Here is a 22,962-nt window from a genome sequence, read left to right on the forward strand (position 1 = left end):
GCACAGCACGGAGCCGAACGTGTGCACAGCACGGAGCGGGGGCGCGTCGGCGATCGGCAGTCGGTACCCTGGTAAACCGTGCATCCTGACGTGGCAACCGATCTCGAATCCCTCGACTCGACTCTGACGACCGTCGAGAAGGTCCTCGACGTCGACGAGTTGCGTCGACGGATCGACGAGCTCGAGATGCAGGCGTCGGACCCTGACCTCTGGAATGACCAAGAGCATGCGCAGAAGGTGACCAGCGAGCTGTCGCACGCACAGTCGGAGCTGCGACGCGTCACCGAGCTGCGGCAACGTCTCGACGACATGCCCGTCCACTATGAGCTCGCCGAGGCCGAAGAGGGCGAGGATCGCTCGGCCGCGCTCGCCGATGCCGACGCCGAGCGCGAGTCCCTGCGCAGCGACATCCAGGCGATGGAGGTCAAGACCATGCTCGCCGGCGAGTACGACTCCCGCGACGCCGTGGTCAACATCAGGTCGGGTGCGGGCGGCGTCGACGCCGCCGACTGGGCGCAGATGCTGATGCGCATGTACGTCCGCTGGGCGGAAAAGCACGGCTACGGCGTCGAGGTCTACGACACCTCTTACGCCGAAGAGGCGGGACTGAAGTCGGCGACCTTCGCGGTCAAGTCGCCCTACATGTACGGCACACTGTCGGTGGAGCAGGGGACGCACCGACTCGTCCGGATCAGCCCGTTCGACAACCAGGGTCGTCGCCAGACCTCGTTCGCCGAGGTCGAGGTGCTGCCCGTCGTGGAGACCACCGACCACATCGACGTCGACGAGAACGACGTGAAGGTCGACGTGTACCGCTCTTCGGGCCCCGGTGGGCAGTCGGTGAACACGACAGACTCGGCGGTCCGTCTGACGCACATCCCCACCGGCATCGTCGTGACATGTCAGAACGAGAAGAGCCAGCTGCAGAACAAGGCGTCGGCGATGCGCGTGCTGCAGGCCAAGCTCCTCGCCCGCAAGCAGCAGGAGGAGCGCGCCGAGCTCGACGCCCTCAAGGGCGACGGCGGATCGAGCTGGGGCAACCAGATGCGGTCGTACGTGCTGCACCCCTATCAGATGGTCAAGGACCTGCGGACCAACGTCGAGAACAACAATCCCGCGACCGTCCTCGACGGCGACATCGACGAGTTCATCGAGGCCGGAATCCGGTGGCGGATGGCCGATGCCGATGCGTGAGACCCTGGCACAGGCGGGTTCTGAGGTGTTGTCGCGTGCCGATCTGACCGTTCTCGCCTTCGCGCCGGGGGCGACAGAGTCGGTGATCGGGCGCTTCTACCGATGGATGGCCACCAGCGGTCTCGAGATCGTCATCTGGATTCTCGGCGGAATTCTGGTCGTCCGGTTCATCCGCTGGTCGGCGCAGAAGTTCACCGACCGCATCGAGGCACGGTTCCACAACAGTGACCTCATCGTGCAGAGCGAGGACTCCAAGCACCGCCGCGCGATGATCGACGTGGTGTCATGGACGCTGGTTGTGATCGTGGGAATCATCGTGTTCCTGCACATCCTCAGCGTGTTCAAGGTGCCATTGTCCGGACTCGTCGGACCGACCGCTGTCGTCGGTGCCGCGCTCGGTTTCGGTGCGCAGCGCGTCGTGCAGGACATCCTCGCCGGGTTCTTCGTCGTCGCCGAACGCCAGTACGGCTATGGCGACGTCGTGGCGTTGACCGTCACCGGCAACGGCGAAGCCGAGGGCACCGTCGAGGACGTGACCCTGCGGATCACCCGACTGCGTACCTCCGAGGGCGAGGTCATCACCGTGCCCAACGGGCAGGTCATCAAGACCACCAACCTGTCGAAGGACTGGGCCAGAGCCGTCGTCGATGTCCCGGTGCCTGCCGACTCCGACATCGGGGTGGTCAACGAGGTCCTTTCCGAAGTGGGCAAGCGCTTCTACAACGATCCCTACTGGCACGATCTGCTCCTCGACGCCCCGTCGCCGCTCGGCGTGACGAACCTCGAACTGGATTCGATGACCGTTCGAATGGTGACCAGGACTCTGCCCGGCAAGCAGTTCGAGGTCAGTCGGGCACTACGTGCGTGGATCGTGCGCGCACTCGCCCGCCGCGGAATCAACGTCGCTCCCGGCAAAGAGGTGCAGTCGGGAGCCGCACCGCCGAGCGGACACTCAGAGCTCGAGGCGCAGCCGTCGTCGGGAGGTGAGAAGTGATGGTCCATCGCCACGACGGTCCCGAGCACAGTGCACATCGGTCCGACGACGACGCTGCGAAGGCCGCGGCCGAGGAAGTCGTCGCCAAGATCGAGCAGGCAGAGGCCGCGGCCGACAAGGCCCCGGTCGCGATGGACACAGCGCCCGACTCCGCGGCAGCGTCGGAGGACAACGGGCCGTCGGACGAGAGCGGTGATACCCACCGAACGCGGCACCGACGCGATTGGCGTCACATTCCGCGCACCCGCATCCGGACCAGCACCGCGCTCGTGTCCGTGTTGTTCATCGTGTGTGTCGTGCTCTACGGGTACACCTCGCAGCGGTACGGGATCGTCGACCCGCCTGCCCCGCAACCTGCCCGTCACCGCACGACGGTGCAGACGACGCCCGAGTCGACCTATTCGACGCCTCCCTCGTCGTCGTACCCGTCGACCACGGGGCCGTCGGAGACGACCGGGGAGTCGGGCACCGAAAGTGTTGCGCCCGGGGGCCAGACCGCTCCTGGACAGTCGGGGCAGCCGACCACCACGCGGGGCAACGGCTTCTCGGACTTCTTCAATCGCAATCAGCAGCAGAACGAGCAGCAGAACGAGACCACCGCCGTTCCGTCACGCTGACCTGAGCGGGTGGCGCGCGGACACTCACCTGAACAACCCTCTCAGGCGTCACCGTTACACTCTGTTGTCGTGATCAAGCTGGACAACGTGACGATGAAGTACAAGGCATCCAGCCGACCCGCCCTCAGCGATCTCGATCTCGAGGTCGACAAGGGCGAGTTTGCGTTCCTCATCGGCCCCTCCGGTTCGGGCAAGTCGACGTTCTTCCGGCTGCTACTCAAGGAGGATCGTCCGACGCAGGGTGAGGTCTACGTCGGCGACTTCCATGTGAATCGACTCAAGGGCCGTTCGGTTCCGAAGCTGCGGCAGTCGATCGGGTGCGTCTTCCAGGATTTCCGGCTGCTCCAGCAGAAGTCGGTGGCCGATAATGTCGCGTTCGCGCTCGAGGTGATCGGCAAGCAGCCGTCGACGATCCGGCGGGTCGTGCCCGAGGTGCTCGACTACGTGGGGCTCGAGGGCAAACAGGATCGAATGCCGTACGAACTGTCGGGTGGTGAGATGCAACGCGTCGCCATCGCCCGCGCGATCGTCAACCGCCCGCTGGTGTTGCTCGCCGATGAGCCCACCGGGAACCTCGATCCCGAGACCAGCGAGGAGATCGTCGACGTGCTCGACCGGGTCAATCGTCGTGGAACGACCGTCGTGATGGCGACGCACGACAGGCACATCGTCGATGCGATGCGTCGTCGGGTTCTCGAGTTCGACAACGGTCGGCTCGTCCGCAACGACGCACAAGGCGTGTACGGCATCGGCTGAACCCCGGTCGGTTGAGGTGCAGGACCCGCACCGCCGACCCGACTCGACGCCCGTCAGTCCGCGTACCACCCACTCCACGCGCACGACACAGACCAAAGGACGTGTAGCAGCAGCATGCGAGCGAACTTCATCATCAGCGAGGTCTTCAACGGTCTCCGCCGCAACGTCACGATGACCATCGCGATGATCCTCACCACCGCCATCACTCTCGGCATGCTCGGTGGCGGATTGTTGGTCATCCAGATGGCGAACAAGAGCCAGAAGATCTTCCTCGACCGCGTCGAGATGCAGTTCTACATCAACGACGACGTCAGTGGTGCCGACCCGGATTGCCAACGCGCTCCGTGCTCGACGCTGCGCACGGACCTCGAGAACGAACCGGGCGTGGGCTCGGTGACCTTCGTCAGCAAGGCCGACGCCTACAAGGCCGCGAAGGCGGCATTCGAGCAGAGCGCGCCCGAGATCGCGGACATGATCTCGCCTGATGCCAACCCCGCGTCGCTGAAGGTACGGATGAGTGATGCGAACCGGTTCGGTGCGGTCCTCGACAAATACGCCGATCGGAAGGATCTCGGGGTCGACGGCGTTCTGGATCAACGAGAGTTGGTCAAACGCATCTTCAGTGTGCTCGACGGCGTGCGCAACGCGGCGTTCGCGGTGGCCGCGGTCCTTGCGGTTGCGGCGATCCTGCTGATCGTCAATACGGTGCAGGTCGCGGCGTTCACCCGGCGTACCGAGGTGTCGATCATGCGGTTGGTGGGTGCGACGCGGTGGTATACGCAACTACCCTTCCTGTTGGAAGCGGTGGTCGCGGCGTTCATCGGTTCGTTGCTGGCCATCGGCGGGCTGTTCGCGGCCAAGGTGTTCTTCTTCGACAAGGCGTTGCACGACCTCTACGGAGTGAACATCCTCGCCAGGATCACTGCCGGTGACGTGCTGTTCGTGTCACCGTGGCTCATTCTCACCGGAATTGTGTTGGCAGGCGCGACCGCATATGTCACGCTGCGTGTCTACGTTCGTGAGTGAGGCTCGGAGCGCGGGCTTGTCGACGACAGGGAAAGGAGGTGGAAAGTGGCGAAGGAAAAGGGACGGAACGTGATCGCGTCGAACCGTAAGGCGCGCCACGACTACACCATCCTGGACACCTACGAGGCCGGTGTCGCTCTGGTGGGTACCGAGGTCAAGAGCCTTCGTGAGGGCAAGGCGTCGTTGGTCGACGCGTTCGCCACCATCGACGACGGCGAGGTCTGGTTGCGCGGACTGAACATCGCGGAGTACGGCAGGGGCTCGTGGACCAATCACGCGCCGCTGCGCAAGCGCAAGCTGCTGATGCACCGCCGGGAGATCGACAATCTGATCGGCAAGATCCGCGACGGCAACCTCACACTGGTGCCGCTGTCGCTGTACTTCAACGACGGCAAGGTCAAGGTCGAGTTGGCGCTTGCCCGCGGTAAGCAGGCACATGACAAGCGCCACGACATCGCCCGACGCACCGCGCAGCGAGAGGTTGAACGCGAGCTGGGTCGTCGGGTCAAGGGCATGTGACCCCGAGTTCGTCGTCGCGTAGGGTGCGCGCGTCGATTCTCGCGTGCCTCGGGGTGGTGATCGCGGTGCTTGCCGCTGCCGGGTGTGCGCCGCAGCCTGCAGGGCGGATCGGTGGTGACGGGCCTGCGATCTCGGGACTCGCGGCCATACCCCCGATGGGGTGGAACAGTTGGAACACCTTCGGCTGCGGGGTGACCGAGCAGATCGTCCGTGCGCAGGCCGACGCGCTCGTCTCGTCGGGTCTGCGCGACGTCGGCTACAAGTACGTGATCGTCGACGATTGCTGGGCAGCGCCGCAGCGTGACGCCGCGGGCAGACTCCAGGCCGATCCGGTGCGTTTTCCGTCCGGGATGGCTGCTCTGGGTACGTATCTCCACGATCGCGGGTTGCTCTTCGGTGTCTATTCCGGTGCCCGCGACAAGACCTGTACCCAGTTCCAGGGCAGGTATCCGGGTGCGACGGGCAGTGGCGGGCACGAGTCGGTCGACGCACAGACCTTTGCACGCTGGGGTGTCGACTATCTCAAGTACGACTGGTGTTCGTCGGACGCCTCCCACGACGATCAGGTCTCGGCGTTCACCGCGATGCGGGATGCCCTGCGCGAGACCGCACGTCGTATCGTCTTCGCGATCAATCCCAACAGTGGGGTCGCCGGATCAGTACCCGGTGCCGAATTCGACTGGGGCGGAACGGCCACCACGACACGCGTGACCAATGACATCGCGCCCGCGTGGTCGACGACGGGCGGGCCATCGGGGTCGCAGGGCATCGTGAACATCATCGACGCCGCCGGGCCGTTGACGTCGCGGGTGAAGCCGGGCTCGTTCATCGATCCGGACATGCTCGTTGCCGGGTCGGGCTCGCTCACTCCTGCGCAGCAGCGCACGCAGCTCTCGATGTGGTCGATGATGGCCGCGCCGCTCATCATGGGTAACGACCTGACCACTATGTCGCAGGACACTCGTGAGCTTCTGCGCAACGCAACCGTCATCAACGTCGATCAGGACTCACGCGTCGTCGCGGGGGCCATGGTCGACGACGACCCGGAGGTGTGGTCCCGCGCGATCGGCGACAAGGGTCTGGTGATCTCGCTGACCAACCGTGCAGATCACCCGCGGACGCTGTCGGTGCCGTTGGGGAGCGTCGGACTCGTGGGCGACGCCTCGGTGACGGGCGTCGACGCGTGGACCGGGCGTTCGTACACCGCGCAGCACGGTGAACTGTCGGTGCCCGTCGGTGTCCACGACACCGTGATGCTGGAGATTCGCTGAGCCTTTTGAGCTGCAGCGGGGCACGGTCACGTCGGGGCGTCGCCGGCATCTCGGTTCGGTCGGTCCGGTCGCGATCTGATGACAATGTGGATCGAGCGGCGCGTCGGGCCTGGACGTTTGCTGTGCGTACGGATACACATGCCGGGTGATCTGGACCAAACTGCCACATTTGCATCATGCGTCGCACGAGTCACAGGAAGGTCGGGTTCGGCAGCGGCTGATGTCGACGAGACCGAGTCGTCGTGCTGTTTCGGTCGTTGCCGCGCTGGTGGTCGCGGTGGCGACGTTGTTCACCGGAACGGTGCTCGCGGCGCCCGCATCGGCGGCGGTGGTCAGAATCGATCGGGTCGACGCTCAACTGTCCATGGTGTACGTCTATTCGCCGTCGATGGGCAAGGTGATCCCGAATCAGGTGTTGCGCCCGCGTGGCGGGAGCGCGGCGCCGGTTTTCTACCTCCTCAACGGTCGCTCAGGTGGCGTCGAGGGTGACAGCTGGCTCAAGCAGACCGACCATCGCTCGTTCTTCGCGCGCAAAAACGTGACCGTGGTCTCGCCGCTGGGTGGTCCCTACTCCTCGTATGCTGACTGGCAGCGACCCGACCCGGTCCTCGGGGTCAACAAGTGGGCCACCTACCTGCTGCGGGAACTGCCCGCCGCCATTGCCGAGCCCCTGAAGACCAACGGCCGCAACGCCATTGCGGGATTGTCGCTGTCGGGTGGTCCCGCGCTCGACATCGCAGGCCGGGGCGGATCGTTCTATCGGGCCGCGGCGTCGTACAGCGGTTGCCCGGCGATCAGTGCGCCGCCGGCCATCGCCGGCGTCTTCGCCGCGACCTCGCTCGGTGGCGGTAATGCGCTGAACATGTTCGGGCCTCCGGGATCGCCCGCGTGGGTCGACCACGATCCCTCGCGTCACCCGGAACGGCTGAGAGGTAAGGCAATATACCTCGGCGCGGCATCGGGTCTCCCGGGACGCACCGACGGCGCTCCGGTGGGCGCACCGTCGCTGCTCGCCGGACCCGCCGAGGTGGAGATGGCGACGCGGTGGTGTACCGACCAGATGGCCGGGGCACTTCGCGGCGCGGGGATTCCGCACACCTACCGGGTGTTCGACCAGGGCGCACACACGTGGTCGCTGTTCGCCACCGAGATGCGCGACAGCTGGCGCGTGATCGGTCCTGCGCTGGGGGCCTGACGACGGGGCATCGGCTCGGCTCGCGTCGGGGCGCCGCGGGAAAAGGGAATGAACCCGGCGTCGCGGGTTGTTATAGTGGAGCTTCCGCCGGTTTTCCGGTGGAACCATCTCGGGGCTGATCGGTTTCGACTACGTGCGTCGAGGTGGGGGAAGCGTGTCGGTGCAGGCCAGAGACCACCGTTAAGCGTCGCGGCAACCAATTAAGCGCCGATAAGAATCAGCGCGACTACGCACTCGCTGCCTGACAGCGACTGCGTGTCTGTCGGCCCGGGTTTCGCTCCTCGACCCGGTGCCGGCATCATTCAGGGGAGCTCACCGTCCACTCCGGTCGCGGGAGTGAACGGGACAACTCACAGCGACTGGGATCGTCATCTCGGCTTGTTCGCGTGACCGGGAGATCCGAGTAGAGGCAGAGCGGACTGCACACGGAGAAGCCCTACCGAAGCGACGGAGGACCCGGGTTCAATTCCCGGCAGCTCCACGAAAGCCTCCCACCTGTTCACGCAGGTGGGAGGCTTTTTCTGTGATTCCCGCGACCCTCGGGACACTGTCCTCGCGGAACGCACGACAGCGCGACGCGCCGTCAGTTGCGGCCGTACATCGTCAGCCAGAACGACCGGGCCATCGCCTCGGCGAATGCACGGTCGTGGGAGTCGTCGTCGAGTTGCATGACGTCGGAGAAGCCCGCCTGCATTGCCACGACGATGAAACGCGACGCCTGGTCGGGGTCGACGTCGGCGGGGATGAGGCCCTCGGCCTGCTCGGTGCGGATTCTGTTCGCGATACCGATGGTGTAGCTGTGCAGGCCTCGTCGGAAGTTGTCGCCGAACCGGGTGTCGGTGCTGGTGGTCTCCAGGTAGGCACGCCAGATGACGCGGTACCGGCGGGCGGACGCGAACAATTCGACGACGACGTCGGCCAGGGCCTCAGGGCGTGCCTGCGACGGTTCCTTCCAATAGCGGTCGGCCGTTGCGACGAACTCCTCGAGAAGCGGACCCGTGAGGCGCAGGATCAGAGCGCGCTTGTCGGGGAACCATTGGTAGAACGTCGATCGTGAGACGTCGGCCACCTCGAGAATCCGCTCGACGGGGATGTCTGCGTAGTGTTGACCGGTCGCCAGAATTGCCGATGTCGCATCGAGAATTCTGCTCTCCGACATCGTTTTCCGCCTACCCGGCCTCGGCATGGGCAACACCGTACCGCGCGGTTCTGCCGCGGTATGCGCGGTCGGTACGGCAGGCGACAACTGTCGGCGATGTTCTATCGATCAGACGACGTTCTATCGATCAGACCACGTCGTGCATCGCGTGATGGACGAACTCGATGGCTGATTTCTGCCACAGGCCGATGTGGTCGAGCATCGCGTGACGCCCGCCGGGTACCGAGACAAACGTTGCGTCATAGCCCTCGTCGCGGAGTTCGGCGATCCCCTCGGCGGTACGTCGCGGCGACGTGAGCGTATCGGCGTCGCCGTGGATCGCGCAGACCCGCACCCCCGCATGTATTCGACGCCAGTCCCGGTGTTGCCACCACGGAGCCAGCGCGAGTATCCCGACGACGCGTTCGTCGCTGCCGAGGTGAGCGGCGACCCGTCCGCCCATCGAATGACCGATGAGGACGACCGGGATGTCCGGATGGTCTTGGGTGATCGCGTCGAGCGCGGCATGCGCGTACGGCATGGGGCTGGCCTGTCCGCCGTTCCAGCCGTACACCTGATAGCGCACCTGCCGGACGTCGACGTCGCCGCCGAACCGCGCCTTGATCGACCAGGTGAACGGGTACATCCGCAGCGCGGTCCCCTGGGTCGGGCTGAACGGACGATAACTGTTGTCGGTGCCGCCGGGGAGAACGAGCACGTTGAGTCGCGGGGTCATCACCTACAGCATGCCGTTGCCGGGACAATGGACTGACGATGGCGCCCCGTTTCGGGCACAATCTAGAACTATGGCTTCCCCACGTGCCGGCACTCCGGCTCAGCCCGAAGACCTCATCGACGTCGATGCCGTTGTCGGCGCCTATTACGACAAGGTGCCTGATCCGGACGATCCCGGGCAGCGGGTGGTCTTCGGTACCTCGGGACACAGGGGTTCGAGCCTCGACTCCGCGTTCAACGAGGCGCACATCCTCGCGATCACCCAGGCGATCGTCGAGTATCGTGCCGGTGCCGGGATCACCGGTCCGTTGTGCATCGGGTTCGACACCCATGCGCTGTCGGTGCCCGCGTGGCAATCGGCACTCGAGGTGCTCGTGGCGAACGGGGTCACCGTGTACACCGCCGAAGGGGACACCTATACGCCGACTCCCGCTGTGAGTCGTGCGATCCTCGCGTTCAATGCGGCCAACCCCGGTGTCCAGTCGGACGGCATCGTCGTCACGCCATCGCACAACCCGCCGCGCGACGGAGGTTTCAAATACGACCCGCCGTCGGGTGGGCCCGCCGACACGACGATCACGTCATGGGTTGCCAACCGGGCCAACGAGTTGCTCACCGCGAAACTCGATGGGGTCAGGCGTATTTCGTTCGACAAGGCCCGGCACGACGACCTGGTGCACGACTATTCGTTCGTCATGAACTACACCGACGGTCTCGCGTCCGTCGTCGATCTGGAGGCGATCCGCAACGCAGGCATACACATCGGTGCCGACCCGCTCGGCGGTGCGTCGGTCGGCTACTGGGCGGCGATCGGGTTCCGTTACAACCTCGACAAGCTCACTGTCGTGAATCCGACTGTGGATCCGACCTTTTCGTTCATGACTCTCGACACCGACGGTCAGATCCGGATGGACTGCTCGTCCCCGGACGCGATGGCGTCACTCATCGAGTCGCGTGATTCCTACGACATAGCGACGGGCAACGACACTGACGCCGACCGTCACGGGATCGTCACACCCGACGGGGGATTGATGAATCCCAATCACTATCTGGCCGTTGCGATCGACTACCTCTACACCCATCGGTCGAAGTGGTCGCCCGACGCCTCGGTCGGGAAGACCCTCGTCAGTTCGAGTCTCATCGACCGGGTCGTCGCAGGGATCGGCCGTAACCTCCTCGAGGTCCCTGTCGGATTCAAGTGGTTCGTCGACGGCCTGCTCGACGGGAGCATTGCCTTCGGTGGCGAGGAAAGTGCCGGCGCGTCGTTTCTCACGTTCGACGGAAGCCCGTGGTCGACGGACAAGGACGGCATCATCATGGCGTTGTTGGCGTCGGAGATCCTGGCGGTCACCGGCAAGACCCCGTCGCAGCGCTACCGTGAGCTGGCCGATCAGTACGGCGAATCCGCCTATGCCAGAACGGATGCACCTGCCACCCGTGAGCAGAAGGCGGTCCTCGCCAATCTGTCCGCCGATCAGATCACCGCCACCGATCTCGCGGGCGATCCGATCACCGCGGTGATGACGACGGCACCTGGCAATGATGCCCCGATCGGCGGCGTCAAGGTGACCACCGCAGACGCCTGGTTCGCAGCGCGGCCGTCGGGTACCGAGGACAAGTACAAGATCTATGCCGAGTCGTTCAAGGGCGTCGACCACCTCAGGAAGGTGCAGGAGCAGGCGCAGGAGGTCGTCGACGCCGCGTTGTCGTGACGTGGTGGCGCCGTCGGGGGTTCGAGGGTGCGTTAGGCTCGCCCCTGGTGCCGCGCTGCGAATCGCCGTTGCGGCACCCTGCCCGCTGGGAGGGCACGGCGAACCACACAAAGGATGATCTGTGACAGACAGGCGCAAGCCACGGCAAGCATCGACGTCGAAGTATCAGCCGCGCGCGACGTCGAGCACATCGACCTATGTGCTGTTGGCAATTGCTGTCGTGGTGGTGATCGCGCTGGTCGTCGGCGGGGTTCTGTGGAACCGTAGCCGTGATCACGGCGGGACGGCCAACGAGCAGGTCCTCAATTCCAACGCGGCGTTGATCATCGGTGCGCCCGATGCGAAGTCGACGATCGACATCTTCGAAGACTTCATGTGTCCGGTGTGCAAGCAGTTCGAACAGCAGTCGGGTCAGGCCATCGTGAGCGCCGTCGATGCGGGCACACTACGAGTGCGGTATCACATGCTGAACTTCCTCAACCGTCAGTCGGCGTCGGGAAGCTACTCGAGCAGGGCAGCCGGTGCTCTGCAATGTGTTGGCGCAGGGGAGAATCGAGAGGTCTTCTTCAGGTACCACACCGCGTTGTTCGCTGATCAGCCCAAGGAGGGCAGCGACTCCGATCCGTCGAACGCCGATCTGTCGAAGGTCGCGGCTGAGCAGGGTGCCAACGCTACGACCCAGAAGTGCATCGCCGACGGGGCCAGGGTCGCCGAGGGGGAAAAGGCCGCGGAAGAATCCGAGAACCAACTGGCCAAGGCGACAGGTGGACAGGTGGCAACTCCGACGGTTCTGTCCGGTGGCGAACCCGTCGAAGGGATTCTCGACGGAACTCGGTGGCTCGACACGTTGCTCGGCAAGGCGACCGAGTGATCGATGTCGCGTGGTCGCTTCCGGTGAGTACCGCGTAGCAACCCCGCTGCAACGAGCGCAGATCTCGAACGTGTTGCAAGCAACGCCCGACGCGCAAGCGCGAAGCCTGAAATAGTCGGATTGCCCTCGGATTGGTGGCACCCTTGGTATCAGTTGTTATCACGGGGGCCTACGACCGAGGCGGTGATGGTGAGCGATGACCGGACCAGACGACAGTCGGGACACCACGCACTCTGATCGATCCGATGGCTCAGCAACGCCCGACCCGGGCGAATCCTCCACTGCGCCACCATCGGATGCCTCGTTACTCGATGGCTATTACGTGCGTCGGATCTTCTGGGCTCTCGTCGGCATCGCGATTCTGTCCCTCGGATCAGCGGTACTCCGTGTCGGAGAGGTGGGCGTCGACCCGTACACCGCCGCCAACATCGGCATCAGTAACACGCTCGGAATCGATCTCGGCACCTATCAGTTGATCAGCAATGCTGTGCTTTTCATTCCGATGCTGCTATGGGGTCGCCAATACATCGGAATCGGCTCGATCATGAACATGATCCTGGTCGGCTACTTCGTGCAGTGGTTCAGTACCTGGCTCGATCCCTACTTTTCCGACAATCCCGCCGCGTGGCAGAAGATGGTGATGTTCGCCATCGGGATCACACTCTTCTGCTACGGCGCATCGCTGTATATGACTTCGGCCCTTGGTAATTCGCCATACGACTCGGTGGCGCCGATCATCGTTGATCACTCGAGAGCGCCCTACCGCGTGGTACGAGCCTGTCAGGATCTGGTCTTCGTCGTCCTCGCGGTGATCTTCCACGGGACCATCGGCGCGGGCACCGTGGTGACGGCCTTCTTCACCGGTCCGCTTATCGAGACCTTCACCGAAAAGGTGAACAAACCGTTGATGCGCAAGGATCTTACGGCCGCCAGTGCGAGAAAATCGCGGGTCGTCATGGGCCGTTCACACTTCTGACGCCGGGCAAACGTGCACCGCCCACGCGATGACGCGCTACGGTGGAAAAGCGGGCATCGGCTCGTGCAGGGGGGACTGAGCGCACTACAGCGAATGGAAGGCAGCAGATGACCGAATATGTCGTAGCTATCAGTTTCCAGGACAATTCGACGACTTACGAGGTGTACAACACCATTGCCAACTCCGGCGCGTAGGTCGGGCTCGTGTCCGCCGCAATCGTGCAGCGTGACGAGGCGGGCCACCTGACCGTCACCGAGGGCGGCGACGTCGAGTCCGGTGACGCCACAGTCGGCGGTTCTCTGCTCGGCATGCTGATCGGTGTGCTCGGTGGCCCACTCGGCGTGCTGCTGGGATTCGGTCTCGGTGCCGCCGGTGGTGCGCTGGTCGACGCCAGCCGTTCCGACGACCTCGACGATGCGATCACCGAGTTCGGCAAGACCGTTCGCCCCGGCGGGAACGCGATTCTCGCGCAGACCGATGAGGCCGACACCGCCGCTCTTGATGCCCTCGTGACCAAGTACAACGGCGCAATCGTGCGTCGTCCGCTCGACGAGGTCGTCTCCGAGCTCGAGGCCCAGCAGGATGCCGCAGAGGCGGCGGCCGAGGCCGCTCGCAAGAAGATCCACGACGAGAAGAAGGCGGAGAAGAAGGAGAAGCGCGAGGAGCGTATCGAGAAGCTCAAGGCCAAGTTCTCCTGAGTTGAAAGTCTTTCTGCCACAGCGAGACCCCTCCGTTCATCGGAGGGGTCTCGCCGTGTCTACACCGTGCTGTGCGCACCGTCGTCGATGGCTGCACTCAGCCGATGAACTGCTTCGCGAAGCGAGTCGGGCGACAGCGTGGCGAAACTCAGGCGCGCATACTCGGCGAGGTCGCTGCTGACCGAGAACGCTGCTCCCGGAACGAACGCGACGTCATGTGACAGTGCGACGCCGAGCAGGTCGGTGGTGTCGATTCCGGGAAGTCGCACCCAGCAGAACATTCCCCCGGTTGGCGAGGCGTACTCGATGCGGGTGCCGAGCTCATCGTCGAGCGCGGCCGTCAGGGCGTGTGCGCGAGCGGCGTAAGCGGAAGTGATCGTGCCAATATGGGCGTCGAACCACGATGCGTCCGAGAGTAGGTCTGCCACCATCAGTTGGTTCAGGGTCGACCCGCACAGGTCCGCGGACTGCTTGAGTCGTTCGACCAGGCCGACGATCGCTGGTGTTGCGCTCAACCATCCGACACGGAGCGCGGGCGCCAATGTCTTCGACGCAGAGCCCAGGCGGATCACGCGCTCGCCGACGATCGGGGAAGGGGCCGGTCCGTCGAATCTCAGGCGTCCGTATGGATCGTCGTCGACGATCCAGAATCCGTAGGTGTCAGCGAGATCTGTGAGTCTGCGACGAGTGGTCGGGCTTGCAGTGACTCCCGAGGGGTTGTGGAAGTTGCTGACTGTGTGCACGAGGCGAGGACGGACGCCGCTGTCGAGCAGTCTGATGAGCGCTGCGATGTTCGTGCCGTCGTGTGTGATCGGCAGCGCCGCGACATCTGCGCGCACGGATTGAAACGCCTGCAGGGCGCCGACGTAGACGGGATCATCCACGACGACGACATCGCCGGGATCGACGAGAGCCAGGGCGAGCAACGACAAGGCCTGCTGGGAGCCGTGAGTCAGCAGGAGTCGATCTGCGTCGACACCTTCGTGAGCTGCCACCGCATCGCGCGCCTGCGCTGCTCCGCGGCTCGTCGTGTACTGAAGGGCATCACGGTGGCCAAGCACCCGTGTCGCGGCGTCGGCTATCCGTTCAGCCGGGATGAGCTCGGTGGCCGGGAGCCCGCCCGCCAGGCTCAGCACGCCGGGGCGCTCGGTGACGGCGAGAAGGTCGCGAATCGCCGATCCCCGTACGCCGCGGAGCGCTGCTGATTCGATGGGGATCGCTGGAATTGTCGGGGACTGTGGCATCGCACGTCACTCCTGTTCTCGGGAACTGAACGGGGAGGTGATGCGGATGGTCACCGTGAAGGCGTACGTGGGTGGGCGCCTGCTCGTAGGGTAGCGAGCGGATCTCACTCAACGGTATTCGCGTCTCACTATGTGGAACGTATCGAGATGGGTGGTGCGGGTGTGGCGACGACTAACCGGCGCTTTTAGTGAAAACGATTATCGTTTAAGATAGTGGTATGAAGGCACGCAACTCGGTACGGTCCCTGAAGAACAAGCCAGGTGCACAGGTGGTGCGACGTCGCGGTCGCATCTTCGTCATCAACAAAAAGGATCCGCGGTACAAGGGCCGCCAGGGGTGAGTGCAAAAAACGCCCTCCGACGTGGGTCGGAGGGCGTTTCTGCTTGTGGAGCTAAGGGGACTCGAACCCCTGACCCCCACACTGCCAGTGCGATTCGCAGTGTCTGTGCGGGTTTGGCTGCGGTCGGTTCAATCGGTGCTGACCAGTGCAGATGACGCTTTCGGTTCGGTTCCGTATCCGCCCGGTCGTGCGGTTCTTGGCACACTGTCGGCACACTGCGGGGGTCTGGTGTTTCGCTCGGAGTCGACGTACTCGGGGCCGTGCGACGATCGACGGGTGGATGAGCGACTACCTTCGGGGCTGCGTGCCGTCGTGTTCGATGTCGGTGAGACGTTGGTCGACGAGTCGCGCATGTGGGCTGAGCGCGCACTCGACTCGGGGACGACGCCGTTCGCGCTGATGGGTGTGCTCGGTGCGTTGATCGAACGCGACGAGGACCATCGGCAGGTCTGGCAGCGGCTCGGGGTGACCGCTCCGGCGTCGACGACGCCCATCACGTCCGTCGACCTGTATCCCGACGCCGTCGGCTGTCTGCGGGCGGCGCGGGCGGCTGGGTTCGTCGTCGGTATCGCGGGCAACCAGCCGGCGGGGGCGGTCGCCGGTCTGCGCTCTCTCGGTTTCGGTGCCGACTTCGTCGCGTTGTCTGCCGGGTGGCGGGTGGCGAAGCCGTCGCCGGAGTTCTTCGAGCGGGTGGTGCAGGCAGCGGGTGTCGAGGCGGGCGAGGTGCTGTACGTCGGTGATCGGCTCGACAACGACGTGCTGCCTGCGACCGGTGCGGGTCTGCGGACGGCATTTCTGCGGCGCGGTCCGTGGGGCCACATTCACGGGAGCAGACGGCAGGTGAGCGTCGCCGATGTGCGGCTGGACTCGCTCGACGAACTGGGCGAGCAGTTGGCCCGGTACGGGCGAGCGTGACTCGACGAGGGCGGGGGTTCGGATCGCCACTGCCGACGCCTGCTGAAGCGGTCGAGGCATACCGGTCCGGGCAGACAGCGCGGGTCGGGTCGGCGAATCCGTTCGCAGGCCGGCGGGTGTTGGGCGTCCTGTGGTGGCGCGGCTATCGGGAGGCGAGCGAGGTGCGTCGTGTCGAGTTCGCGGCGCGGGAGGCAGAGCGGCGTCGACAGGCACATACCGAGGTCGACGACAGGCCGTGACGCCGAGGTAGGTCGGCTACTCGCAGCGCTCCGGACCGGGCGCAGCCAGCAACGTCGCGGGCACTTTCACGGCTACTCGCAACGCTCGGATCGGTTGCGGCTGGTGGCGTGTCGCCGACACCGGGTAGGCGCGGACCCGACCGGCTGCCTGTCGGTCGCGTCCACGTCCGGTGATGCTGTCAGGTGGTCGCGAGCAGGTCGGTCAGGAGCCGGTTGCGGAACTCTTCGACCTGCTCCCACAGGTGGATGTTCGACGCCTGCCCGAGCGCGTCGGGGTCGACGTTCTGCAGTTCGTACATGGTTTGGGCGGTGTAGCCGTACGCGGGAACGAACGGGGTATCACTGCCGGGTGGTGTCGTCATGGGTGCTGCTTTCGTCATGCTGGCCGGGTGTCAGTGCGAGGGCAGTGGATTCGGGGCGATGCTGCGGGTGATCGTCCGGGTGAGCCTCACGAGCGGGCGCGGGGCGGGGTTCCCGAGAACGGGTGCGCTGTCGATGAGTTCACGGACGGTGTCGACGAGGCGTGCGCTGTCGAGGGGCTGCCGGCGTTGCTCAGCGACCGCTGTGATGGCGTCGGCGAGCGTCGCGGCAGTGACTGGTCGCCACGGGCCGTTTCCGTGGCGGTGGACGAGTTGGGGGCCTCGGCGGGCGATGCGTTGGTCGTGTTCGGCGAGCCATGCGCGGGCGTAGAACGCGAGCATGTGGGGTTCGTCGGTGCTGGGGGTCGATGTCGTGTCTGGTGTGTGTGCCGGTTTCATGGGTGTTCGCCTTGCTGTCGGAGTGGGGCTGTGCGGGCCTGTGCGCCTGTGTGAGGGGTTCGGCCCGGTGTGTGGGTGCCGAGCCTCGGTTATCGCGTCTGTGGCGTTCTGAGAGCCGTTGTGGGGGATCTGGATTCACTGATGCGGGTGACGTGGACGTCGATGTGGTGGTCGGTGGCGAGGTCGTGCAGTTTGCTCGCCGTGTCGTGGTCGACGGTCAGGTCGATCGAGTAGTCGGGGATGCGGACGTTCCATCGACCTGCTGCGCGGCTGCGGGCTGCGGTCGTGGTGGTGTCGTCGTCGAACGCGGGTAGTGCTTGGGCGGCGGCTTCACGAGCTCGGTGCCGGTTGAGGGCGACTCGGACGGTGTCGTGGCTGATGCCGTAGTGGCGGGCGAGGACGTCGGGTTCCCATCCGTGGTGTTCGTGGAGCCACGAGAGTTGCGCGTCTCGGGCGGCTCGCCACTGGTGGGTGCCGGGTTCGCCTGCGTTGGTGAGTTCGGTGTCGAGTCTGTCGAGGAACTGCTGTGCGGTTCGTTCTTCGTGGTCGCTGAGCATGGGGTGTTCCTGTCGTCGGAGTCGGTGGGGGTCAGGGGATGCGGTAGTGGGTGCGGTCTCGGGTGACGTCGCCGTTGGGGACGAGGCGGGTGTCGAGGACGTGCAGGACTTGCTCGGCGACGGGGGTGCCGCTGCTGTAGCTGCCTTCCTTGGCGGGGTCGAGTTGCTGTCTGATCTGCTCGGCGGTGAGGGGGCCGTGTTTGGCGAGCAGGTTGCGGGCCTTGGTCGCGGCGTTGCGCAGTTCCTGCTCGAACTGGGCGGGTGTTTGGGGCCTGCGCTTGGCCGGCACGGGGTCAGCGGCTGGTGTGCGTCGGCGGCGCGGCTTCGGCTCGGGTGCGGGCCGCTGGTGGGTGCATCGTTCGACAGGCTCGATCGAGGTGCCGTCGGGGCCGAGTCGCCATCCGTGGTCATCGCACAGGTCGCAGTCGACGAGAGCGCGCTGTCGTTCAGCTTTCGTGGCTGCGGCGCGTTGGGCCTGCCGGGTCTGCCACGCCTCGTGTGCGAGGCGGGTGTCGCGGCAGGGGCGGCAGGGTTCGTCGACGGGGCCGGCGATCGATCGGTGACGCTGGCAGCGACTGGCCGGCTCGGGGTCGTCCTCGACTGTCTGTTCGGTCGGGTTGCTGTTCTTCGGGGATTCCGGTGTGGGGGTGTGTGGGGTACCTGCGGGCGGTTCGTCATCTGCCGAACGCGACGCCCCCTGATCCTTGATCTGATTACTGATCTGATGGGTGGGTAGTGAGTACCTACCTTCCCTGCCCGTCATTGCCCCCCTTCCCTGCCCGTGAGTGCCCCCCTTCCCGGTGTCGGAAGGTAGGCAGTCAGTGCCCCCCTTCCCGTCGGGTGAAGGTGGGTAGTCACTGCCCCCCTTCGGGTTTGCGTCGGCGTCGGCTTCGGGCGTCATGTGGGGCATCTGCCGGACGAGTGCGTAGACGTTCGCCATCCGATAGCCGCGACGGTTTCCGCCGCGCTCGGTGAGCACGAGATAGCCCTTGTCGACCAGAGCGGCGAGGGTGCGCCGGACGTGCCGGGTGTCCATGCCGCAGTCGGGGGCGAGGCTGCTGCCCACAGATGGGCGGGCGTTGCGGCCATCGTCGCCGGCGTAGTTCGCGAGCATCGTGAGAACCAGGTACTCAACCGGTGTGATGTGTGTTCGGCAGCCGCGGAGGTCTTTGTACCACTGGAACTTCGACCACTTCCTCATGTGCGGTCACCGCCCGATGACGCCGAACGAGCGCGGGCGCGTGCGCGTCGGCAGGTGCGGCAGTGGCGGCGTAGTCGACCATCGACCCATCCGACCGAGGTGTTCTCGGCGTCGTAGCGGTGGCCGGCTGGGCAGTGGGTGCGCCCGGCCTGCGCGTGGTGACCGTTGTCGACGACACTGCGCATGATCGCCGAGTGCGTGCCGTAGGTCAGGTTAGCGAGGCTGCAGTCGCTGTAATCGCCGTTGCGGGATCGGCATTCGAGGCCAGCGGGTCGCGGTCCGACGAACGCGCCGAGAACGAGAGCGCGCACGCGGTGTTGTCGCATGACGCCGTCGCGGTGCAGGTTGACGACCGAGTGCCCGACGTGGTCGTGCGCGTGGGCGAGGATGCGACCGGGCCGCGTGTATCGGTGGCCGCGGGCATCGGTGACGCGTCGGGGCCGTGACCAGACACGACCGTGGTTCGACACGTCGTAGAGGCCGAGGTAGCCGCTGATCGGCTGCCACTGCTCGCCGGTGTCCGCAGGTCGTGGCGACCGACTATCATCGGTGCCACTGCTGTCGGAGCAGGGTTCGGGAGCCGCCCCACTGGGGCGGCTTTCGTCGTTCGGGGGCATCGCTCAGGCGTCCTCGATGCCCAGCATGCGGCGCATGGGTGCGGATGGAACGCGTACGCGCCGACCGATCTTGATCGACGGAATGTCGCCGGTTTTGACGTGGTCGTAACCGGTGATGCGGTCGATCTGCAGCAACGCTGCGGCCTGCTTGACCGAGATCGTGGGCTGGTTCTGGACTGCCCACATGGCGGTGTTGGTGTCGCCGATGCGGGTGATGGCGCGGTGTGCGGCGTGGAGAGCGGCAGCGGCTTCGGGAGTGAGGCCGTCGGCGGGAACCTGTGCGATGGCGTCGAGCGCGTCGGAGAGGTCGAGAGCGGGTTCGGCAGTCTGGGGCATAGCGGAGCGGTCCTTTTGGGAAAGGAAACGACCCCGGCCGCGTGCCAGCGAGTTGAATCTGTGGAATTTGTGTCGCCCAACTTATCACACCTCGGCGCTACGCTGTCCAGCATGACGCGACGGGCAGAACCGATCACGAAGCGGACCGCGAAGAACGGGACCGTCAGCTACACGTTCCAACTCGACGTCGGCACCAAGCCCGACGGCGGTCGGCTTCGGCAGCGGTTCACCTACCGCACGATGGCCGAGGCTCGCCGCGAATACCGCCGGATCGCAACGGAAGTCGAGTCGGGCAAGTACGTCGGCAGGCACTCGGTGACCGTCGGCGAGTACCTGACCGGTTGGCTCGATGGGCGACGCGACATTCGACCGGGCACCCTCGCGAACTACCGTCAGGCGCTACGCCCCGTCGTCGAACGCCTCGGTGGAATCGGGTTGCAGCAGTTGACGAAAGCTCACATCGACGAACTCGTGACGTGGCGGATGGAGTCGGGCCGATCAACGACAGCGGCACGGCTGAGCGACCGAGCCGTTCGGGTACTCGACTATGTCGCAACGCATCCCGACGGCGTCACCTACTCGCAGGTCGAATCCGAGTGCGGGGCCAACGCGGGCAAGTTCCTCGACAGGTTGCGCGCCAGCGGTCACGTCACCCGGCCATCGCGGGGCCGATACGTGGCGGCACGCGTCGCCGATGACGAACCCGAGGTGTCGGGTGTGAGTGCGCGGACCGTCGGAACCATGCTCGTGTTGCTGACGTCGGCGCTCGCTGACGCCGAGGCGCAGGGGCTTGTCGTGCGCAACGTCGCCGAACACGTTGAGCGACCGAAGGCCGAGACACGCGAGATGGCGGCATGGGCGCAGGACCAGGCCGAGGCGTTCCGCGTGCACGTCGAGAACGATCGCGGCTACGCGCTGTGGTTGCTCACCCTGTACGGGCTGCGGCGCTCGGAGGTGCTGGGGCTGCGGTGGGATGCGATCGACTTCGACGCGGGCACGGTCGCCATCGTGGCGGGCCGAGTGGTGGTGCCCGGTGGCACGGTCGAGGGTGACCCGAAGTCGGCGCGGTCCCGCCGGGTGCTGCCGATGCCCGGTGACGTGATCGCGGCGTTGCGGTCGTTCAAGGCGGCACAGGCAGCCGAACGCCTCGTGATGGGGTCGGAGTGGCCCGACACGGGGCTGGTGGCGGTCAACGCGGACGGGTCGCCGATTCGGCCCGAGACGTACTCGGCGGAGTTCCGTCGCCTGGTGAAAGTGGCTGGGCTGCCGAGGATCCGGTTGCACGACGTGCGGCACACGTCGGTGTCGCTGATGATGGCCCGCGGTGTCCCAGTGCTCGACGTCGCGAAGTGGCACGGGCACGACCCGGCGATGACCCTGCGCGTCTACGGGCACGTCGACGGTGATGCGTTGGCGCGGGCTGGTGCATCGCTGTTCGGGCAGGCGGCGAGCGAATGAGTGAGTCAGAGCCGACCAGCATGAACGGCGAGATCGGCATCGGGTTTGTTGTGCAGAGCAACGTGACGGGCATCCTCAGTGCGGCGTGGAATATCCGGTCTCACCGCACGTCGTTCTACCTGTCGCCGCTCGGCGTTGGCGCGACTCCGCTGAAACTCAGCCTGCACGGTGCCGACGACAGGCCGCACACGAGCGAACCAGGGTTCAAGCTCGACGTCGTGCGCGAGAACCTTGGGAAGGCTGCCGCGCAGGGCTCACGAATCATCGACGCCAGCGGCTACCTTCCGCAGTGGTTCACCGGTCGCGAGGTTGCGCCGGGCGTACGGCATGCCCTGCGATTCCTCCACCGGCCAGCACTGTTCGCCGAGGGCACGCCGTCGGCGTCGGTGCCCCAGCCGACAACGGCGAGCACGATTCACTCACGATTCGCGGCACCGGTCGAGGACGACGAGGCGGTGTACATCGACGTATACGTCAGCCAGGGCAAACCGTTCTGGGAGAACGTCGACGAGACCCGAGCGGCGAATGCCGGTGTCGGGCCGATCGTGAACACGATTCGCGAGTACCTGACAGTGATCGGGCGCAAAGTGACCTACCGCGAAGAACTCGACCCGTTCAGCGGCGACTACCAGCCGCTCGACGACCATGATCCCGAGGCCGACGGGCCAGTGCACCGCGTTGAGGCGTTCCGCCACGATGCGCACGGCGTGATGTGGATTACCGAGGTGCTGATGCCCGAGCGTGTGATCGACGACCCGGCGAACGCGTACAAGCTGCCACCGAAACGGCCGTGACCACAGTGACCGAGCGCGAGGACGCCGTCGACCGTTTCCGGCGGCTGCTGTCGAGTCACATCGGATTTCTCAAGCGGTCGTGCTGGCTGTTCGACCAGGGCCACGAGGACGAGGCGCTGCGGATCGCGACCTCGTTGCGCGTGTTGTTCCACGACACTCGGCACGCGACGTCGCTGCTCACACACCTCGGGATGAACGGACCCGAGGCGCTGATGCTCGGCACCGAACACAATCGGCACGGTCCCGACTGGTGGATGGATTTCTTTGTCGTGCACCTGGATCTCAACGGGCCGGAGCCGGTGCGCGTGAGCGCTGCCTGTGCGCAGCGGTACACCGGGCGACCGATCGCCGACTGGTGGTCGGGTGAGACGTTGTTCTCCTACGACGGCACCGGCTACACGCGGCGGGCTGTCGTGCGGGCCATGACCGACCAGGACGGCGGCGCGCACGTCGACGCTGTCCTCGCAGGGTTCTACGAATCGCTGATGCGACACGGCGAAGGCCTGTCGATCGTCGCCGAGTTCGAGCGGCTGGGCGCGACACCATTCGAGAACGGGGTGCCGCAGTACGCCGGCAACGCTCACCTCGCGTTGATGCGGCAACTTGCGCACGAGGTTCTGGCGACGGTGAGTTACTTCGAGTGGCCGGTGCAGGATTCACCGATCGTGCCGTGGACGACCCGCTTCCCGACCAAGGCGAACGCGACGATGACGCGGAACGTCGATGAGTGAGGTGGCCCGTCTACCGAGCGATGGCACATTCTCGGCACACTGCGGGAATTCGGTACGACGAAGGGCAGG

At 65.5% G+C, this 22,962-nt stretch carries 27 protein-coding genes and 1 other RNA gene; 19 read left to right on the forward strand and 9 right to left on the reverse strand.

What is annotated here, in order from left to right; translation table 11 throughout:
• Positions 1-78 precede the first annotated feature (78 nt).
• The 9 genes from prfB (at position 79) to ssrA (ending at position 8,056) form a co-directional block, all read left to right on the forward strand.
• On the forward strand, positions 79-1,194 hold the full coding sequence (gene prfB, locus GOACH_RS03910) for a peptide chain release factor 2 (protein WP_005170857.1): 1,116 nt from the start codon (positions 79-81) through the stop codon (positions 1,192-1,194).
• A complete protein-coding gene (locus GOACH_RS03915) occupies positions 1,187-2,188 on the forward strand; it encodes a mechanosensitive ion channel family protein (protein ID WP_040517703.1) in 1,002 nt (333 codons plus the stop codon). Before prfB ends, GOACH_RS03915 begins: the two co-directional genes overlap by 8 nt.
• Positions 2,188-2,805 carry a hypothetical protein gene (locus tag GOACH_RS03920; RefSeq protein WP_005170861.1) on the forward strand — a complete coding sequence of 206 codons (618 nt, stop codon included), beginning with the start codon at positions 2,188-2,190 and terminating at the stop codon, positions 2,803-2,805. Before GOACH_RS03915 ends, GOACH_RS03920 begins: the two co-directional genes overlap by 1 nt.
• A gap of 69 nt (positions 2,806-2,874) precedes the next feature.
• On the forward strand, positions 2,875-3,561 hold the full coding sequence (gene ftsE / locus GOACH_RS03925; protein ID WP_040517574.1) for a cell division ATP-binding protein FtsE: 687 nt from the start codon (positions 2,875-2,877) through the stop codon (positions 3,559-3,561).
• A 114-nt stretch (positions 3,562-3,675) separates the two neighbouring features.
• The gene (gene ftsX / locus GOACH_RS03930) at positions 3,676-4,587 is read left to right on the forward strand and encodes a permease-like cell division protein FtsX (protein ID WP_005170864.1); all 912 of its coding nucleotides are present in this window, start codon (positions 3,676-3,678) and stop codon (positions 4,585-4,587) included.
• A gap of 45 nt (positions 4,588-4,632) precedes the next feature.
• Positions 4,633-5,106 (forward strand): SsrA-binding protein SmpB, encoded by a 474-nt coding sequence (smpB, locus tag GOACH_RS03935; RefSeq protein WP_005170871.1) that lies wholly within the window; start codon positions 4,633-4,635, stop codon positions 5,104-5,106.
• Positions 5,107-5,129: 23 nt separating this feature from the next.
• Positions 5,130-6,377: a glycoside hydrolase family 27 protein gene (locus GOACH_RS03940; RefSeq protein ID WP_005170874.1), complete on the forward strand. Its 1,248-nt coding sequence runs from the start codon at positions 5,130-5,132 to the stop codon at positions 6,375-6,377.
• A gap of 220 nt (positions 6,378-6,597) precedes the next feature.
• Positions 6,598-7,572, forward strand: coding sequence for an alpha/beta hydrolase (locus GOACH_RS03945; protein WP_005170878.1), 975 nt, complete (start codon positions 6,598-6,600; stop codon positions 7,570-7,572).
• A 111-nt stretch (positions 7,573-7,683) separates the two neighbouring features.
• Positions 7,684-8,056: a transfer-messenger RNA gene (gene ssrA / locus GOACH_RS23260) on the forward strand.
• Positions 8,057-8,155: 99 nt separating this feature from the next.
• Here the strand turns inward: ssrA and GOACH_RS03950 are convergent.
• Positions 8,156-8,731 (reverse strand): TetR/AcrR family transcriptional regulator, encoded by a 576-nt coding sequence (locus GOACH_RS03950; protein ID WP_005170879.1) that lies wholly within the window; start codon positions 8,729-8,731, stop codon positions 8,156-8,158.
• Between the two features lie 127 nt (positions 8,732-8,858).
• A complete protein-coding gene (locus tag GOACH_RS03955) occupies positions 8,859-9,446 on the reverse strand; it encodes an alpha/beta hydrolase (protein WP_005170882.1) in 588 nt (195 codons plus the stop codon).
• 70 nt (positions 9,447-9,516) lie between these two features.
• On the opposite strand from GOACH_RS03955, the gene pgm reads away from it, so the two are divergent.
• From pgm to GOACH_RS03975, 4 genes are all read left to right on the forward strand, one after another.
• Positions 9,517-11,157 carry a phosphoglucomutase (alpha-D-glucose-1,6-bisphosphate-dependent) gene (pgm, locus tag GOACH_RS03960; RefSeq protein ID WP_005170884.1) on the forward strand — a complete coding sequence of 547 codons (1,641 nt, stop codon included), beginning with the start codon at positions 9,517-9,519 and terminating at the stop codon, positions 11,155-11,157.
• Between the two features lie 121 nt (positions 11,158-11,278).
• On the forward strand, positions 11,279-12,028 hold the full coding sequence (locus GOACH_RS03965; RefSeq protein ID WP_005170885.1) for a DsbA family protein: 750 nt from the start codon (positions 11,279-11,281) through the stop codon (positions 12,026-12,028).
• 196 nt (positions 12,029-12,224) lie between these two features.
• Positions 12,225-13,004: a YczE/YyaS/YitT family protein gene (locus tag GOACH_RS03970; RefSeq protein ID WP_005170887.1), complete on the forward strand. Its 780-nt coding sequence runs from the start codon at positions 12,225-12,227 to the stop codon at positions 13,002-13,004.
• A 203-nt stretch (positions 13,005-13,207) separates the two neighbouring features.
• Positions 13,208-13,702 carry a DUF1269 domain-containing protein gene (locus GOACH_RS03975; protein ID WP_005170889.1) on the forward strand — a complete coding sequence of 165 codons (495 nt, stop codon included), beginning with the start codon at positions 13,208-13,210 and terminating at the stop codon, positions 13,700-13,702.
• Positions 13,703-13,761: 59 nt separating this feature from the next.
• On the opposite strand, the gene GOACH_RS03980 is transcribed toward GOACH_RS03975, so the two are convergent.
• Positions 13,762-14,946 (reverse strand): aminotransferase-like domain-containing protein, encoded by a 1,185-nt coding sequence (locus tag GOACH_RS03980; protein ID WP_005170894.1) that lies wholly within the window; start codon positions 14,944-14,946, stop codon positions 13,762-13,764.
• 218 nt (positions 14,947-15,164) lie between these two features.
• On the opposite strand from GOACH_RS03980, the gene ykgO reads away from it, so the two are divergent.
• From ykgO to GOACH_RS03995, 3 genes are all read left to right on the forward strand, one after another.
• On the forward strand, positions 15,165-15,287 hold the full coding sequence (gene ykgO / locus GOACH_RS03985; protein ID WP_040517580.1) for a type B 50S ribosomal protein L36: 123 nt from the start codon (positions 15,165-15,167) through the stop codon (positions 15,285-15,287).
• 276 nt (positions 15,288-15,563) lie between these two features.
• Positions 15,564-16,202: an HAD family hydrolase gene (locus GOACH_RS03990; protein WP_040517707.1), complete on the forward strand. Its 639-nt coding sequence runs from the start codon at positions 15,564-15,566 to the stop codon at positions 16,200-16,202.
• Positions 16,199-16,441 carry a ribosome modulation factor gene (locus tag GOACH_RS03995; RefSeq protein ID WP_040517582.1) on the forward strand — a complete coding sequence of 81 codons (243 nt, stop codon included), beginning with the start codon at positions 16,199-16,201 and terminating at the stop codon, positions 16,439-16,441. The genes GOACH_RS03990 and GOACH_RS03995 overlap by 4 nt, the downstream gene beginning before the upstream one ends.
• 179 nt (positions 16,442-16,620) lie before the next feature.
• Here GOACH_RS03995 and GOACH_RS04000 read toward each other — a convergent pair whose 3' ends face one another.
• From GOACH_RS04000 to GOACH_RS24075, 6 genes are all read right to left on the reverse strand, one after another.
• Entirely contained in the window at positions 16,621-16,803 is a 183-nt protein-coding gene (locus tag GOACH_RS04000; RefSeq protein WP_005170898.1) for a hypothetical protein, read from the reverse strand.
• Between the two features lie 30 nt (positions 16,804-16,833).
• A complete protein-coding gene (locus GOACH_RS04005) occupies positions 16,834-17,199 on the reverse strand; it encodes a hypothetical protein (protein ID WP_005170901.1) in 366 nt (121 codons plus the stop codon).
• A gap of 89 nt (positions 17,200-17,288) precedes the next feature.
• Positions 17,289-17,756: a hypothetical protein gene (locus GOACH_RS04010; RefSeq protein ID WP_005170903.1), complete on the reverse strand. Its 468-nt coding sequence runs from the start codon at positions 17,754-17,756 to the stop codon at positions 17,289-17,291.
• A gap of 31 nt (positions 17,757-17,787) precedes the next feature.
• Complete coding sequence (locus GOACH_RS04015; RefSeq protein WP_005170905.1) at positions 17,788-18,957, reverse strand: helix-turn-helix domain-containing protein; 1,170 nt, start codon at positions 18,955-18,957, stop codon at positions 17,788-17,790.
• Positions 18,954-19,574 (reverse strand): NUMOD4 domain-containing protein, encoded by a 621-nt coding sequence (locus tag GOACH_RS24590; protein ID WP_005170907.1) that lies wholly within the window; start codon positions 19,572-19,574, stop codon positions 18,954-18,956. The genes GOACH_RS04015 and GOACH_RS24590 overlap by 4 nt, the downstream gene beginning before the upstream one ends.
• A gap of 3 nt (positions 19,575-19,577) precedes the next feature.
• Positions 19,578-19,910: a helix-turn-helix domain-containing protein gene (locus tag GOACH_RS24075; RefSeq protein ID WP_005170910.1), complete on the reverse strand. Its 333-nt coding sequence runs from the start codon at positions 19,908-19,910 to the stop codon at positions 19,578-19,580.
• A gap of 111 nt (positions 19,911-20,021) precedes the next feature.
• Here GOACH_RS24075 and GOACH_RS04030 point away from each other — a divergent pair, with 111 nt between their 5' ends.
• Genes GOACH_RS04030 through GOACH_RS04040 form a run of 3 tightly spaced genes read left to right on the forward strand, consistent with a single transcriptional unit; the run spans position 20,022 to position 22,893 of the window.
• Positions 20,022-21,368: a site-specific integrase gene (locus GOACH_RS04030; protein ID WP_083859013.1), complete on the forward strand. Its 1,347-nt coding sequence runs from the start codon at positions 20,022-20,024 to the stop codon at positions 21,366-21,368.
• Positions 21,365-22,162 carry a hypothetical protein gene (locus GOACH_RS04035; protein ID WP_005170916.1) on the forward strand — a complete coding sequence of 266 codons (798 nt, stop codon included), beginning with the start codon at positions 21,365-21,367 and terminating at the stop codon, positions 22,160-22,162. Before GOACH_RS04030 ends, GOACH_RS04035 begins: the two co-directional genes overlap by 4 nt.
• Positions 22,159-22,893, forward strand: coding sequence for a hypothetical protein (locus tag GOACH_RS04040; protein ID WP_245551798.1), 735 nt, complete (start codon positions 22,159-22,161; stop codon positions 22,891-22,893). Before GOACH_RS04035 ends, GOACH_RS04040 begins: the two co-directional genes overlap by 4 nt.
• Positions 22,894-22,962: the final 69 nt, after the last annotated feature.

It is taken from the genome of Gordonia aichiensis NBRC 108223 (genome assembly GCF_000332975.1).
GTDB classification, from domain to species: Bacteria; Actinomycetota; Actinomycetes; order Mycobacteriales; family Mycobacteriaceae; genus Gordonia; species Gordonia aichiensis.